Origin of the sequence: Dactylosporangium sp. CS-033363, assembly GCF_050942475.1 — a bacterium.
Taxonomy (GTDB): Bacteria; Actinomycetota; Actinomycetes; order Mycobacteriales; family Micromonosporaceae; genus Dactylosporangium.
The window spans coordinates 6,992,858-7,007,378 of the sequence record NZ_CP192032.1 but is presented as its reverse complement, the minus strand read 5'-3'; the positions used below and the strand labels follow the sequence as shown (position 1 = coordinate 7,007,378).

The window sequence follows — 14,521 nt, the reverse complement described above, 5'->3', positions numbered from 1 at the left end:
TCCTGTTCCCGTGCAGTTCGAACTCGGTACCGACGGCCCCAAGGTGATCGTGGTCGGTGTCGACGGCTCGGACACGTCCATGCGCGCCGGTGCCTACGCGGCCGGCCTGGCCCGCCGGCAGCGGGCCCGCCTGGTCGTCGTCTACGTGACCGGGGCCCCGGCCGCGAGCCGCCTGGTCGCCGAGGCCGCCGGCGCCGTCGAGCAGGCGATCGCCGAGTCCATCGAGGACATGCGCCGCCAGGTCCACGAGGGCGCCCTGCACACCGGCGTGACGACCGACTTCGTGGCCGTGCGCGGCGACCCCTACTCGGAGCTGGTCCGCATCGCCACGGAGCTGCGCGCGGACGCGGTCGTGGTGGGCGCGAGCCGCCGCTTCGGCCACCGGTTCGTGGGCTCGCTCGCGGTCCGCCTGGTGAAGTCCGGCCGCTGGCCCGTCACCGTGGTGCCCTGAGCCCGGGCAGGTAGGTCGCGAGGACGGCCGCGGCGTCCGGCGCCACGCGGACCTCGGTGGCGCGCAGGTCGGGGTGGTCCAGCCAGTGCCGGCGGGGCTCGTCGACGCGGCCCTCGTACATCGGCGGCCAGCTCGTCGACGGCGTGAAGTCGTCCATCGCGATCAGCCCGCCGGGGCGCAGCCACTCGGCCGGCTCCAGCGGCGGCTCGGCGCCCTTGCCCTGCCCGCCGCCGTCGAGCACCAGCAGGTCGAACGGCCCGTGGGCGCGCAGGTCGCGCCAGTCGCCGTGCAGGACCTCGACGCGCGGCTCGGCGCTGAACAGGGCGGCCGCGGCCTGGGCGCGGGACGGGTCGCGCTCGATGCTCACCAGGCGGGCGTCCGGGTCCGCGCCCGACAGCAGCCAGGCCAGGCCGGCGCCGCAGCCGGTGCCCGTCTCGCCGATCAGGCCCGGCCCTACGCCGCGGGCCAGCAGTCGCAGCAGCTCGCCGTGCTCCGGGCGGCACGACTGCGTGAATTCCGTACGGGCGGCCAGGTCCAGGGCCGCGGCGACCAGGTCACTGGAACTTGCGGGAGGAGCTGTCACGGTTCTGGGCCGCCGGGGTGTCGGTGAAGGCGCGGCGCAGGAGCTCGTGCTCGGTGCGCCGGTCCTCGGTCACGTCGTGGAGGGTGACGACCATGCCGCGGACCAGGCGGTCGTCGCGCAGGTCGCGGAAGATGACCTCGAGCAGGATGCGGCTGCCGTCCGGGCGGCGCAGGCTCCACTGGTCGCGGGTGCCGTCGCGGTCGTCCTCGCGGGCGCGTTCGACGGTGCGGGCGACCTGTTCGCGGTCCTCCGGGGCGACGATCTCGCGCAGGGTGGCGAACGGGGTCGGCCAGATGCCGAGGACCTCGGCGACCGACGGGCTGGTGTAGCGGATGCGCTGGTCGTCGTCGAGGACCAGGACCACGTCGCCGCCGTGTTCGGTGACGGCGCGCAGGTAGGCGTCGCTGTCGCGGCGGCTCGCGGCCTCGGTCAGGCCGATGCGGGCCAGGGCGAGGGCGGCCTGGCCGGCCACCACGGAGACGGCGTCGATCGCGGTGAGCAGGTCGCGGCGGCGGCCCGCCACGTAGAGCACGCCGGCGTCGAGCGGGCAGACCAGCACGTGGTCCCACTCGGAGAGCTTGGCGCTCCACAGCGGCGGGATGTCGCCGACCGGCTGGATGCGCGGCTGGGACAGCTCGCCCAGCGGCAGCAGGTCGGTGAGGGTGAAGTCGACGACGATCGCGTGCGGGGCGTCGGCCGGCAGCAGGGTGCCGACGGCGGACTTCACCGCGGCCGCGACCTGGCCGGCGTCGGCCGCGCCGACGAGGACGGTGCCGGTCTCGCGCAGGGCCCGCTCGCGGCGCAGGGCGCTGGCGTGCTTGTTGACCGCGTCGCTGAGCCGGACCACGAGCAGCACCAGCGTGATGCCGGAGGTGACGGCGATCATCGGGCCGTCGTGCACGCCGCCGGTGAGGGCCTGGACCATGAGGATCAGCGGGGCGAACGCGACGCAGGCGAGCAGCAGCACCAGGCCGAGGCCGTGCACGGGCTCGCGGGCGGCGCGCACCGGGCCGGTCGGCGGGGCGGTCAGCCGGGCCATCGAGGGCATCAGCGCGGCGGCGCCCCACGCGGTGTACAGCAGCACATAGGCGACGTCCGCCGGGCCGCCGGGGCCGATGGTGTCGTGGGCGGCCTTGCCCACGCCGTACCAGACGTCGCCGACGAGCATGCCGACCGCGCCGACCGCGAGCAGGATCGCCGACGGGTTGCGCGGGGCGGCGGTGACCAGGCGGACGGTGACCACCAGGACCAGCACGTCACCGAGGGTGAACACGGCCTGGGTGGACCAGTCGGACGCGCTCATCCCGCCGTCCAGCCGCGGCGAGGCGATGAACACCCAGGCGGCCAGCAGCGCGGCGGTGCCCAGCGCGAGCAGGTCGAGCAGGCGGGTCCGGTCGTCGAGGAAGGTGCTGGTCCGGGTCAGGCCGACCAGCGCCACCGCGACCAGCGGGAACATCGCCAGGTAGGCGACATCGGCCAGGGTGGACGTCGGCTCCATCCCGTAGAGCAGGTCGCCGGTCATCATGGCCAGCAGCGCGGCGGCGAGCGCCCACCAGGGGCCGGGCCGCTGCGGGCGGCCGCGCACGATGCCGGTGCCGATCGCGGCGGCCGAGACGAGGCCGATCACCGCCCAGACGGCCGAGTTGAGCCCCGGCCAGATCGCGAGCACGCCCGCCAATGCCGCCATGAGCACGGCGTAGCCCGCCAGCAGTCGCCTTCCGCTCAGCACGCCCATCGACATCCTCACCGTAGGTGACGTCATCTATATCACAAAGTGATCGTTCAGCGCAGGTCCCGCAGCTCCGAAAGCAGCCATGGGGTGACCCATTCCCGGCGTTCCCGCTCAGTTTCGCCCACCATCGCGCGACTCGGCATCTCGATCAACAACAACAGGCAGAACTGCATCCGGTACAGCCTGAGCCTCGTGCACTGGGCATCCGTCAATTGCATCGGCGAAGTTTCGAAATAGCCCTTGAGCACCGGGTTTTCCGGCTCGTCCTCGATCCGCCGGCCGATGGCGGGCGAGACGAGGTCGTAGAGCGGGTCGCCCCAGAAGTACCGCTCGCCGTCGACCATCCCGGTGAGCCGGCCGCCCTCGGCGAGGATGTTGCCGTCCCACAGGTCGAAGTGGACGAGCGATGGCGTATCGACCTCGCCGAGCACCGCCGCGTGCCGCTCGATCGCCGCCATGACCTCGGCCTCGGTGACCGGCAGGGCCACGTTCCAGTCGCGGCCGTCGGCCAGCAGGTCCGCGGTCATCGCCGTGAACGCCGCCGGCCAGCTGGTGCCGGACGCGCGTCCGTCGCCGTCGTAGCCGAACCGGGGGCCGGTCGCGGTGTGCAGGCGTCGCAGGGCTTGACCGAGCTCGGACCGTACGACGGCCGCGGTTTCCGGCTTGTCTGACATCAGTGACAGGGGACGGCCCGGCAGGCGCCCGACCAGCACCAGGTCGTCGTCGGCGGCGAGCACCGGCGGCACCGGAACCCCGCCGACCGCCCCGGCCAGGCGGTAGTAGCGCGCCTCGGCGGCGATCACCCCGCGCTCGTAGCGCAGCAGCGGCACCCCGGGCGGCGGGCCGACCTTCACCACGGCCTCGGTGCCGTCCTCGAGCGTCGCGTGCCAGACCGCGGCGAACGTGCCCCCGGACAGCGGTCCACAGTGGACGGCGGTGCGGCCGAACCGGGCCTGGAGCAGGGCCGTTACGTCGGCCGGCGTCAATTGCCGCTGGGTCGGGCTCGGCACGTCGGGCACCGGTCCACCCTACCGGTGTGTCACACATTGACGATCATCTGCGGCAAGATCGCATTTTACATTGATCGCGATTATTGCGAGAGAAAGGGTGGTGTAGAGGACCTTGCTGGTCATAGCGTGCTCGAAACGGCCTGACTCAATGGGGAGGCAGAGTGAGGAAAAGGCTAGCGAGCATTACCGTGGCCGGCCTGATCGCCGGCGTCGCGGTGGTGGTCGCCCAGGCACCGGCGAGCGCGGCACCCAAGGCCCCGTCCGGTGACCTGCAGGCGGGGATCCAGCGGCAGCTCGCCGCGGGCATCCAGGTGGTGCCGAAGCAGTCGGCGGCCGGCAAGCTCGCCGCGACCAGCACCGCGAACCCGTGGACGGCACTGTTGCCGGACCCGGGCAAGGTCGACAAGTACTACTGGTCGGAGCGGGCCAAGGCCGCCTCGGCCAGCCGCGCACAGCAGAAGCTCGCCCAGAACAAGGGCCTGGCCGCGGCGAACCCGATCGTCCACGACGAGGCCGAGCCCAAGGGCACCAACGGCGCCAACGACACGCCCGCCACCGCCGAGCTGATCAAGGGCTTCGGCACGGGCAAGAAGCTCAACAACAAGGTCCGCGTGCTCGGCCAGCTCGACCCGGACGCGCTGCCCACGCCGAGCACGGTCAGCCCGGCGACGGAGGACGACGGCTCCATCCCGCTGTCGTTCGAGTTCAACCTGGGCACCAGCCGCGCCGCGTACGCCACGACGGCGTCGATCGGCGACGGCCCGCACGGCACCGCCGGGGACGGCACCGGCGACTTCGACTTCAGCAAGGTCCACGCCCACGCGGGCCAGCAGATCACCGCGGCCACCTCGGGCGACCTGGACACCGTGGCGGCGCTGTACGACGCGAGCGGCGTGCTCGTCGCGGCCGACGACGACAGCGGGCCGGGCTTCAGCAGCCTGCTGACCTACACGTTCCCGGACTCGGGCGACTACTTCCTGATGATCTCCGGGTACGGCCTGGGCACAGTGCTGCCCGCGGACCCGTTCGACTCGGGCAGCGGGCTCGGGGCCGGCAAGGAGGGCCCGTACGGCATCACCGTGTCGCTGGCCTTCCCGGACCTCGACTTCTACGCCGTGGACCTCGTCGCCGGCGACGTGCTCGGCGGCTCGGTGACCGGGGTCAGCCCCTCGCTGATCGTCCGCGACCCGAACGGGAAGGTCGTGTTCGGCTCCGACCAGGACGCGAGCTTCATCTACGCGCCCGCCTCGCCGCTGCCCGGCGGCGGCAACGCGGTCGTGTCCTACGTGGCGCCGCGCGACGGGCGCTACACGGTCCAGCCCGGCGGGGTCTCCGGCGCGTACGACCTGACCCTCGAGGCGTACCGGCCGGGCCCGGAGGCGCTGGACCAGGGCACCACCCAGACGCTGTACCTGGACTTCGACGGCGCGCGGCTCAACACCGCCATCTTCGGCGGCCCGGGCGTGCGCCAGCTGAGCCCGCTGCAGGGCTTCCTGGGCCGGTGGGGGCTCACCGCGGCCGACGAGGACAAGGTGATCAACCAGGTCATCGCCACGGTGCGGGAGAACATCCTGACCGACGCGAAGGAGCGCGGCACCGACCCGCGCGTCGGGCTGCGGATCCTCAACAGCCGCGACGACCCGGACCCGTTCGGGCAGCCCAACGTGCACCGCATCGTCGTCGGCGGCACGATCGCCGAGTCGGGCATCGACACGATCGGCATCGCCCAGTTCATCGACCCGGGCAACTACGCGACCGAGGACACCGCGCTGGTACTGCTCGACGTGCTCTCCGACCGCACCGGCGCGGCCTCCCTGAACACGTACATCACCCCGGCCAGCAACAAGATCAAGTTCATCGGCCGGGCGCTGGGCAACGTGATCAGCCACGAGGCGGGCCACCTGTACGGCAGCTTCCACACCGACCCGCTCAACGCCACGCCCAACCTCATGGACGCGGGCGGCGCCTTCCCGGGCCTGTTCGGCGTCGGCCCCGACAACATCGGCGGCACCGCCGACGACTTCGACTACGACTTCGGCGACGACGAGCTCACGCCGGACGAGGGCTTCATCGGCGTCGAGGACACCCTCAACACCACGGCCTGGGCTCTGGTGAAGGGCAAGACCAAGTAAGGTCCGTCACCGGCTGACATGATCCGTGCCCGCGGCGGGGTTGTACCCGCCGTGGACACGGACGTGGTGGTGATCGGCGCGGGACAGGCCGGGCTGTCGGCCGCCTACTGGCTGCGCAGGCGCGGCCTGTCCTTCGTCGTGCTGGACGCTGCTTCGGGAGCGGGCGGCGCCTGGCAGCACCGGTCGCCCTCGTTGTCCGTTGCTGCTTTGCACCGCATTTTCGATCTTCCTGGGTACCCGTTCACGCCGCCTTCGTCCGGCTCGGCGGCCTCGGTCGTCTCGTCGTACTTCCGCTCCTACGAGGCGTTGTACGCGCTGCCCGTCGTGCGGCCGTTCCGCGTCGAGTCCGTTTTGCGGCTTTCATCCGGCTTTCAGGTCGGCCCGTATACCGCCTCGGGCGTCATCAACGCGACCGGGACCTGGACGGCGCCGTACGTGCCCTTCTATCCCGGGTCGTTCGCCGGGCGGCAGTTGCACTACGCCGACTACCGGGGGCCCGAGGAGTTCGCCGGGCAGCGGGTGCTGGTCGTCGGCGGGGGTGCTTCGGCGATCCATGTGCTGGCCGAGCTGCCCTCGGCGCACTGGGTGACGCGCAGCGAGCCGGTGTTCCACAGCGACTTCACCGAGGAGTACGGGCGGGAGGTCGTGGCCCAGGTCGCCGCCCGCGTCTCGGCGGGACTGCCGCCGCGCAGTGTCGTCAGCGTCACCGGGCTCGGGTGGACGGACCTGGCGCGGGCGGCGCAGGCCCGGGGGAACCTGGAGCGGCACCCGATGTTCGACCGGCTGGTTCCGGGGGGCGCGATGTGGGGGTCGCGGTTCGAGCCGTTCGACGCGATCGTCTGGGCCACCGGGTTCCGGGCCGCCCTGTCGCACCTGGCGCCGCTGCACCTGCGCGAACCGGGCGGCGGCATCCGCATGGAGGGCACGCGCGTGGTCCGCGAGCCGCGGCTCCACCTGGTCGGCTACGGCCCGTCGGCCAGCACCGTCGGCGCCAACCGCGCCGGCCGCGCCGCCGTCCACGAGCTGGCGGGCCTCCTGCGAACGGACGATGCGTTCCGGGAGTTCGCCGTCTGTTAATTCGCAATGGCAGGGTGCGAGGGTATGGACATCGACGGGCGCGACTGCCAGAGTCTGCGCCGTGGCTGACAATCGGTTACCGGTCCTTCGCGCTCGGGTACGGTCGGCGGGTGGCGCCGTCAAGGCGAACCCCGGGCTGTACTTCGGGGCGTACCCCAGCTCCGACTGGCCGCTGGTGATCGCCGCGTGGACCGCGGCCGACCTGCTGCGGCTCGCGCCCGACACGGCGTCGGTCGACCTGGTGCTGCACCGGGGCGGGGCGCTGTCGGCGACCGTGCACGGGGCGAGCGTGACCTCGCCGCCGAACGCCGATCTGCGGCCGGTGGCGGACATCATCCGGGCCGGGATGTGGTACACCGAGCTGTCCCGGAACACGACCGTCCACACCACCGCGGAGCGGGGGGCGCCGCCGTTCGGGCCGCACCGGGTCTGGACCGGGCTGACCGTGACCGTGCGCTCGGACCTCGACGCGGCGCTGTTCGGGCTGCCGGACGGGTCGTGGTGGCGGGACGGCATCGCGCGGTTCGCCAAGATCCTGGCGACGCCGCGGCACCGGCCGCCGGACGGGCGGCACGTGCACGTGTTCGACGAGGCGTCCGGGGACGTCGCGGAGCTGCCCTAACCTTTGGCCGCGCGGTACGCCAGGATGTGTTTGCAGGGGCCGCGGTCGAGGGCGTGTTTCGCGTACCACTGGCAGGTGCAGCGTTCCCCCTGGGCGGTCGCGCGCACGACGTAGCGGGTGTCTCCACTGTGGACCACGGCGCCCTCGGCGGTGAGCTCCACCGGCAGCTCGCGGGCGTCGCGCATCCTGGGCTGGGCGCCGGGGTCCACGCCGAAGGGCAGGACGCGCCGGAAGACCCGGCCGTCGGCCAGATCGAGGCCGCCGTCGTGGTGGGCGTGTTGCGGGATGCCGCGGTCGCCGTCGTGGTGGGCGTGTTGCGGGATGCCGCGGTCGCCGTCGTGGTGGGCGTGTTGCAGGATGCCGCCTTCGCCGGAGAAGGCGCGGCTCGGGGACGGGCTGAGCATGGCCGTGAAGCGGGCTCCGGGCAGGTCGAGGATCCAGGCGGAGGCGGTACCGCGCCCGTAGGTCCGCACCCGGCTCGCCCGGCGCAGCAGCGGTTCCACGACCCGCAGGCGGTCGAGTCCCGCGACGCCCACCGCGCCCGGGGCCGGCTTCGTGGCCAGCTTCGGGCCGCCCGGTGCCGGCACCGCGTAGAGGTCGCCGTGCTGCGGGCCGCGCGCCTGCGACTGCAGGAACCGGCGGACGGCGACGGCCGGGTACTCCGCGGCCGGCGCCATCGCCCGCGCGCTCAGGTGCACCTCGGCCAGGCTGCGGACCCAGCGCTCGGGCAGCGGCACCCGCCGCTCGACCACCTCGCCGTCCAGGGTGGTCACACGCAGCTCGTCGTCGCCGACGGCCAGGTGCATCGGGTCCAGCCCGCCGATGCCCGAGAGCGCGTCGCGCATCGGGGCGTTGACGTCCACATTGGTCGTACCGTGCGCGCGCACGTCGCCGTCGAGCGAGCCGGGCAGGAGGTCGAGGCGGCCGTACACGCCGCAGCACACGGAAAGGGACTCGAACCGCAGGTAGCCGTCGGCGTCCGCGGTCACCACGGGATCGGCGGCCCGGATCGCGGCGGCGACCGCGTTGGGCGGCGTGTAGAAGCGCGTCCTGGCGATCCGGGCCACCGCCAGCAACGCCGCCGCGACGGGTTCGGCGTGCTCGACGAAGCCGCTGAAGAAGTACGGATGCGGGCTCGGCCCACCGCTCGTGGCCAGCGCGACCCCGCCGCCGTCCACGGTGGACGGACGGCGGTAGCGGTAGGTCTGCTCGACGTCGGTCACGGCTGTTCCTGGAGCAGCGCTCGGGCGGTCCTGGCGGCCTTGGTGCTGCCGCTGAAGCCTTCGAGCCACGCGCGCAGTCCGGGGTTCGCGGGGTGTGTTCCGGCGCGGACCGACTCCTCGTGCAGCGTGGTCAGGAGGGCGTGCAGGCCGGGGTGGTCGCGGGGGAGCCGGGGGAGCGCACCGGCCAGGACCGTGACGCTCGCGGGGTACGAGCGGAGCGTGGACGCCCAGCGGCTCGCCGTCCCGTGGTGGGCGAGGGCCACCATGGCGTCCGCGACGAGCGAGGGGTCGAGCCGGTCGGGCACCAGGGCGGCGAACGTCTCGGCGGCCCTTGTGCGGTGGCCGATCTCGGTCGTGGTCATTCCCGCCACGAGCACCCCGGCGGCGAGCGGCCCCATCCGCCCCGGATGCGCGGCGAGCGCGTCGAGGGTCGCGGAGGCGGCGTAGGCCCGCTCGGTGCCGGCCGCCCAGAGCATCTCCTCGAGCGCGGAGGCACAGAAGACCTCGGCGTCGTGCGGCCAGATCTGCGCGGCCCACGGAATCCAGTCGGGCCCGCCGTCCGGCTGGCTCGACGACGCCACGGTGGGCTGGTCGGCGGCCCACCGGTGCAGGCCGAGGTCCTGCTCGCACCAGCGCACGGTCCGGGTGTGCGGGCCTTCCTTGTACTGATGCTCTTGTACCTTCACGCGCAGCGCAATGCTCGCCGCCGGCCCCTGCCCGGGCTTGTCGAGCCCGGCGGCGATGAGCAGCGGATCGTCGTCGAGCGGCGCACGGGACCGGGCGGCGGCAATCCAGACGGCGGCGGTCGTCGGCTTGACGGGCGCCCGCAGGAAACGCTCGACGTCGAGACCGTCGGCGCCGAGGGCATGGCGCACGGCGGCACCGGCCTGGCCCGGGAGGTCACTCGCGGCGCGCAGGGCCCGTTCGCGCCCGTCGGGGTGGATGCGGAGCAGGGCGGCGACCAGATCGTGGTGCAGCGGCTCGGGGCCGGTCGCGAGCCGCGTGACGAGGACTTCGGGCGCGATCCAGCCGGCCGCGTCGGTCGGGGTGGCCAGGAGTGTGCGGGGTTCGGCCCTGCCCGCGGCCATCGCGTGCACCTCGGCCAGCCGCTCGGCGAGCAGGTCACCCCGCACGGTGGGCGCCTGGCCGAGCACGAGCGCGGCGACCTGATGGCGCAGCGACCCGTTCTCGGCGCGCCGCAGCACCTTGCGCGCCGGGCCTTGCAGGTCACCGGAGACCTTCCGGGCGGCGACATCGGCGAGGAACAACTCGATCTCGTACGGCGTCGTCTCACCGGCCAGCAACGCCGCGACCCGCTCGTCGACGGACCGCTCCACCGCGACGGCGACCGCCGCCCCGGGCGCCGCGACGGGAATGGCTCCGGGCGTTGCGATGGGGGCGGTAGCCGCGGGCGCCGCGATGGGGGCGGTAGCCGCGGGCGCCGCGGTGGGGGCTGCCGCCGCGGGCGCCGCGATGGGGGCGGTAGCCGCGGGCGCCGCGGTGGGGGCTGCCGCCGCGGGCGCCGCGACGGGAACGGCTCCGGGCGCCGCGATGGGGACCGCAGCTTCCGTTTCCGCGATGGCGCCGGCCGCACCTGGATCAGCAGCGGTGACCGGAGTTCGGCGAACCGGGTCCAGTGGCGCGACCGTCGGTTCCGGCGATCGCGCCCGGTTCGCCGTGGTCGTTGTCCGGGTTTCTGCCGCGGCAGCAGCGACCGGCGACGGGCTGGCAGCGACCGGGGACGGGCTGGCCGCGGCCGGCGACGGGCTGGCAGCGACCGGGGACGGGCTGGCAGCGACCGGGGACGGGCTGGCAGCGACCGGGGACGGGCTGGCCGCGGCCGGCGACGGGTTGGCAGCGACCGGGGACGGGCTGGCCGCGGCAGGGGACGGGCTGGCCGCGGCGGGCGATGGGCTGGCGGCCGCGGGCGACGGGCTGGCTGCGGCGGGAGTGGGCGTTGCCTGAAGCCAGGTGGTGGCCTCGCGGGCGACCGTCGGCTCCAGCAGGTCCAGGCGCTCGGCCACCGGGTCGCGGGCGTCCAGGGCCCGCAGCAGCGTCAGGGCGCGGTGCTGCACGTCGCGGTGCTGGTGCTCCAGGCCGAGGGCGTAGAGCTCCGCGACGCCCGGGGTCAGCGCCGGGTTGCGGGTCCGGACGCGGGTCAGCAGCGTGAGCACGGCCAGCGGGGTGCCCTTCGCCGGGACGGTCAGCGCCGGGCCGGCGCCGTCGACGAACGCCGCGTCGTCCAGGCCGCCCGCCTTGTCGACGGCGGTCAGGTGGCGCACGGCGAAGGTGACCGTGGCGGGGATCGGGGCGCCCAGGAGGCGGATCAGTCGCGGTTGGTCGAGTTCCTCCTTCGCCGGGGTCAGGGACGTGTACAGCTGGGAGAAGAAGCCCGCCCGGTACGCGCTGAAGTCCCGGCCCAGCGCGCGCAGGCACTCGTGCAGCAGGCGCGCCCGCGGCAGGGTGCCGTCGGCGGCCAGGGTGCGCAGGGTGTCGGCCCAGCCGGCGCCGTCGTGGCTGTACTTGTCGACGTTGGTCAGGCTGATCTCGCCGCCGCCCTCGATCTCGAAGGCGCGCCAGAGCAGCGTCTCGCGCAGTTCGTCGTCGGTGCGGATGGCGGCCGGTCGGGCGTCGGCGTCCCAGCGGTCGCCCAGCGCCGAGATCATCGCCAGCACGTAGGTCTCGTCGTGGTCCAGCTTCACCTCCCCGAGCCGTTCCAGGGTGCGGATACCGGCGAACTCCGCCCGCTGCGGCCAGTGGGCGGCGATGTGCTCGACCACCCGCTCCACGTCGCGCTGCAGGTGCGCCGGCGCCTTGGCCGCGGGCGGGGCGGGGTCGAGCTGCCACAGGACGGACATGAGGTACCACTGGCCGTCCTCCGGCACGTCACGCAGCCGCCGGTAGACCTCGTCGATCGGAACCATCGGCGGCCAGCCTAGACCCCGGGTACGACACCTTCCGGCGTAAACGCGGCCCGGTGGCCGAAGCCGGCGACCATCGGGTGCGTTCGGAGACAACCCTAGCCACGGGGTACGACACTTTTCGCAGGAGCAGCTCAGCCCGCGCGCAGAGTCCAGCAGCAACTCAGCTCAGCCGCGCGCAGTGTCCAGCAGCAACTCAGCCCAGGTGCAGCGTGCGCCCCTGCCAGCGCTCGCGCAGCCAGCGGTCATGGCTCGCCACCACGAACGCCCCCGGCCCGGTGTTGAGCGCCGACTCCAGCTCGTCGCACAACGCCGGCGAGAGGTGGTTCGTCGGCTCGTCCAGCAGCAGCAGATCCGGCGGCGCCGCGATCAGCAGCGCGAGATCGAGCCGCCGCCGCTGCCCCACCGACAGCTCGCCCACGGGCTTGGCGGCGTCACGGGCGCGGAGCAGGCCGAGGCTCCGCAGCGGTACCAGATCCGCTTGCTCCTCACCGAGCACCGCCGCGTAGGTCTCCGAAGCCGTCCGGTCGAGGCGATCGAAGGTCGTGTCCTGCGCGAGCAGCCCGACGCGCAGCCCAGCCCGCCGCCGCACACCGGGCGCGGGCACGGCGCCGGCGATGGCGGCGAGCAGCGTGGACTTCCCGCTGCCGTTCGCGCCCGTGACCAGCAGCCGGTCGCCGGCCGCGAGGTCGAGGTGGTCGAGGGTCAAACGGCCCGGAACCCGGACGTCGCGCAGGGAGACCAGCAGTCCGTCGCCGTCCACGGCAAGAGCGGCCGCCCGGAACCGCAGCACGGGCGGCGGTTTGCGCACCTGCGCGCGCGTGAGCGTGTCGAGGCGGCGCGCGGCGTTGCGCACGCGGCGGGAGATCTGGCCCTCGACCCGGCCCGCCGTGCGGCCGTAGTTCATCTTCTCGTTGTCGCGCTTCGGCCGGTTGTGCGCGACCTGGTGCGCGGTCACCCCGACGGCGTGCCGCAGCTCGTCGAGCTCCTCCTGCTCCTCGGCGAAGCGGCGTTCCCAGCGCTCGCGTTCGGCCGCGCGTTCGGCCTGGTACGCGGAGTACCCGCCGCCGAAGCGCACCGGGCCGTCCACCGCCGGGTCGAGGTCGAGCAGATCCGTGCAGACCGCGTCGAGCAGCGCGCGATCGTGGCTGGCCAGCACGACCACGCCGGGCAGGCCGCGCAGCTGCTCCTCGAGGAACGCCGCGGCGCTGTCGTCGAGGTGGTTGGTCGGCTCGTCCAGCAGCAGCGCGGCCGGGCGGCGCACGAGCAGGGCCGCGAGCGCGAGCCGGCCCCGCTGTCCTCCGGAAAGCGTTTCCAGAGGCCGCACATGTGGTACCGCCGAAAGCCCCAACCCATCGAGCACGATCTCCGCGCGCCGGTCCGCGTCCCAGGCGTCGAGTTCCTGCGCGCGCTCCAGCAGCCCGGCGTAGTCGTCGAGGCGCCCGGCGGCGAGCGCCTCGTCCATGGCGGCCAGGCAGGCGCGGGACTCGCGCACCGCGTCGGCGACGACGTCGGCGACGGTCGCGGCCGGGTCGAACGGCATCTCCTGGTGCAGGTAGCCGAGGTCGGGCGGGCGCGTGACCGTGCCGCCGTCGGGCTCGTCGGCCCCGGCCAGCAGCCGCAGCAGCGTCGACTTGCCGGTGCCGTTCTCGCCGATCAGCCCGATGCGGCGGCCGGGGGCGGCGGTGAGCGAGACGCCGTCGAGCACGCGGCGGGTGCCGAACGTGCGCACGAGGTCATGAGCGATCAGGGGTACGAGAGACAAGGCAGACCACCGTCGGATCGACGCTTCCGCCCGCCGGGCACGAGGTCCTCAGGCGCGGGCGCGGGAAGGTCCGGTGATCACATCGCCTTCAACGTACCACGGAACGCTCAGACCTGGACGTTGCCGATGCCCTTGATCGACTTGCTGATCTTCTTGCCGTCGATCACGGCGTAGCAGCGGGCCGTGTGGTTGCCGGCCGCCCATTCGGTCTTGCCGCCGGTCTGCCAGTACCCGTACGACAGCGACCGCTGCGTCCCGTACGTCGATTTGGTCATGCCGGTGTACGCCAGCAGCTGCGACTCGCACAGCCCGTCGAACGCCGCCGTGAACGCGTTGCCGTCGGCCGGATAGTCCTTGGCCGGGCTGGTGATGGTACCGACGAACTCCACATCGTGCGCCGCCGTGCACGACGCCGGGGTGATGTCGTCCCACGAGTCCGCCGTCATCCCGACCGATGCGCCGCAGGTGAGCCGCAGCTCCCCGCTCGCCGCGACGGTGCCCTTCAGCGTGGTCTTGCGCAGGTCGAGGATGCCGGCCTCGGAGCGCAGGGCGGCGGCGTCGCACCGGTAGAACCGCGCGCCGCCGTTCCACTGGCTGGAGGTCGGCGGGTTCACCATGACGTACACGCGGCCGGTTCCCCAGGCGCCGCCGAGGAAGTCGTCGGCCGCCTTGACGCACTCGCCCCACGCCGCCGCGACGGCCTCGCCGGTGGGCGGGTTCGCGCCCTTGGCCGCGTCGCCGGTGAAGTGCCCGATGGTGATCGTCTCGAGCGAGTGGTCGGAGTCGCACGCCTGCCGGGTCGCCGCGACGGTGTCGAGGTCGCGGGCGTTGACGGCGGTGGACAGCCAGCACCAGCCGGGCTCGGGCTCGGGTACCTTGGCCGCGGCCAGCATGCCCCAGTCGTCGACCAGGTCGCCGTCGCCGGCCTTGACCGGGCCGCAGCCGGCGGTCGCCAGCAGCAGCGCCACGGCGCATGCTGCGAGCAGCGCGATGCGCTTCATGGTT

The 14,521-nt window shown here is 73.7% G+C and carries 11 protein-coding genes; 4 read left to right on the top strand and 7 right to left on the bottom strand.

The features are described 5' to 3' along the window. The first annotated feature begins 10 nt into the window (after window positions 1-10). Complete coding sequence (locus ACQPZ4_RS32435; protein ID WP_433043954.1) at window positions 11-451, top strand: universal stress protein; 441 nt, start codon at window positions 11-13, stop codon at window positions 449-451. On the opposite strand, the gene ACQPZ4_RS32430 is transcribed toward ACQPZ4_RS32435, so the two are convergent. From ACQPZ4_RS32430 to ACQPZ4_RS32420, 3 genes are read right to left on the bottom strand one after another with little or no spacing between them, the layout of a single operon-like run. After that, window positions 435-1,034 (bottom strand): O-methyltransferase, encoded by a 600-nt coding sequence (locus ACQPZ4_RS32430; protein WP_433043951.1) that lies wholly within the window; start codon window positions 1,032-1,034, stop codon window positions 435-437. The genes ACQPZ4_RS32435 and ACQPZ4_RS32430 overlap by 17 nt on opposite strands. Then, the gene (locus ACQPZ4_RS32425; protein ID WP_433043948.1) at window positions 1,006-2,769 is read right to left on the bottom strand and encodes a PAS domain-containing protein; all 1,764 of its coding nucleotides are present in this window, start codon (window positions 2,767-2,769) and stop codon (window positions 1,006-1,008) included. Before ACQPZ4_RS32425 ends, ACQPZ4_RS32430 begins: the two co-directional genes overlap by 29 nt. A gap of 47 nt (window positions 2,770-2,816) precedes the next feature. Beyond that, a complete protein-coding gene (locus tag ACQPZ4_RS32420; RefSeq protein ID WP_433043945.1) occupies window positions 2,817-3,785 on the bottom strand; it encodes a phosphotransferase in 969 nt (322 codons plus the stop codon). A gap of 179 nt (window positions 3,786-3,964) precedes the next feature. Between ACQPZ4_RS32420 and ACQPZ4_RS32415 the strand changes: the two genes are divergently transcribed. The 3 genes from ACQPZ4_RS32415 to ACQPZ4_RS32405 all read left to right on the top strand — a co-directional run bounded on the left by ACQPZ4_RS32415 (window position 3,965) and on the right by ACQPZ4_RS32405 (window position 7,607). Next, window positions 3,965-5,908 (top strand): hypothetical protein, encoded by a 1,944-nt coding sequence (locus ACQPZ4_RS32415; protein WP_433043942.1) that lies wholly within the window; start codon window positions 3,965-3,967, stop codon window positions 5,906-5,908. A gap of 18 nt (window positions 5,909-5,926) precedes the next feature. Continuing rightward, window positions 5,927-6,985 carry an FAD-dependent oxidoreductase gene (locus ACQPZ4_RS32410; protein WP_433043939.1) on the top strand — a complete coding sequence of 353 codons (1,059 nt, stop codon included), beginning with the start codon at window positions 5,927-5,929 and terminating at the stop codon, window positions 6,983-6,985. 61 nt (window positions 6,986-7,046) lie between these two features. After that, the gene (locus tag ACQPZ4_RS32405) at window positions 7,047-7,607 is read left to right on the top strand and encodes a hypothetical protein (RefSeq protein ID WP_433043936.1); all 561 of its coding nucleotides are present in this window, start codon (window positions 7,047-7,049) and stop codon (window positions 7,605-7,607) included. Here the strand turns inward: ACQPZ4_RS32405 and ACQPZ4_RS32400 are convergent. The 4 genes from ACQPZ4_RS32400 to ACQPZ4_RS32385 form a co-directional block, all read right to left on the bottom strand. Continuing rightward, window positions 7,604-8,830: an SWIM zinc finger family protein gene (locus tag ACQPZ4_RS32400; protein ID WP_433043933.1), complete on the bottom strand. Its 1,227-nt coding sequence runs from the start codon at window positions 8,828-8,830 to the stop codon at window positions 7,604-7,606. The genes ACQPZ4_RS32405 and ACQPZ4_RS32400 overlap by 4 nt on opposite strands. Beyond that, entirely contained in the window at window positions 8,827-11,754 is a 2,928-nt protein-coding gene (locus tag ACQPZ4_RS32395) for a DUF6493 family protein (RefSeq protein WP_433043930.1), read from the bottom strand. Before ACQPZ4_RS32395 ends, ACQPZ4_RS32400 begins: the two co-directional genes overlap by 4 nt. A gap of 193 nt (window positions 11,755-11,947) precedes the next feature. After that, the gene (locus ACQPZ4_RS32390) at window positions 11,948-13,516 is read right to left on the bottom strand and encodes an ABC-F family ATP-binding cassette domain-containing protein (protein WP_433043927.1); all 1,569 of its coding nucleotides are present in this window, start codon (window positions 13,514-13,516) and stop codon (window positions 11,948-11,950) included. Between the two features lie 107 nt (window positions 13,517-13,623). Then, window positions 13,624-14,517, bottom strand: coding sequence for a septum formation family protein (locus ACQPZ4_RS32385; protein ID WP_433043924.1), 894 nt, complete (start codon window positions 14,515-14,517; stop codon window positions 13,624-13,626). Window positions 14,518-14,521: the final 4 nt, after the last annotated feature.

Bases quoted from the DNA above. Each gene is read 5' to 3' on its own strand.
- ACQPZ4_RS32425 (WP_433043948.1), bottom strand. From the start codon at position 2,769: ATGGGCGTGCTGAGCGGAAGGCGACTGCTGGCGGGCTACGCCGTGCTC.
- ACQPZ4_RS32410 (WP_433043939.1), top strand. From the start codon at position 5,927: ATGATCCGTGCCCGCGGCGGGGTTGTACCCGCCGTGGACACGGACGTG.
- ACQPZ4_RS32395 (WP_433043930.1), bottom strand. From the start codon at position 11,754: ATGGTTCCGATCGACGAGGTCTACCGGCGGCTGCGTGACGTGCCGGAG.
- ACQPZ4_RS32385 (WP_433043924.1), bottom strand. From the start codon at position 14,517: ATGAAGCGCATCGCGCTGCTCGCAGCATGCGCCGTGGCGCTGCTGCTG.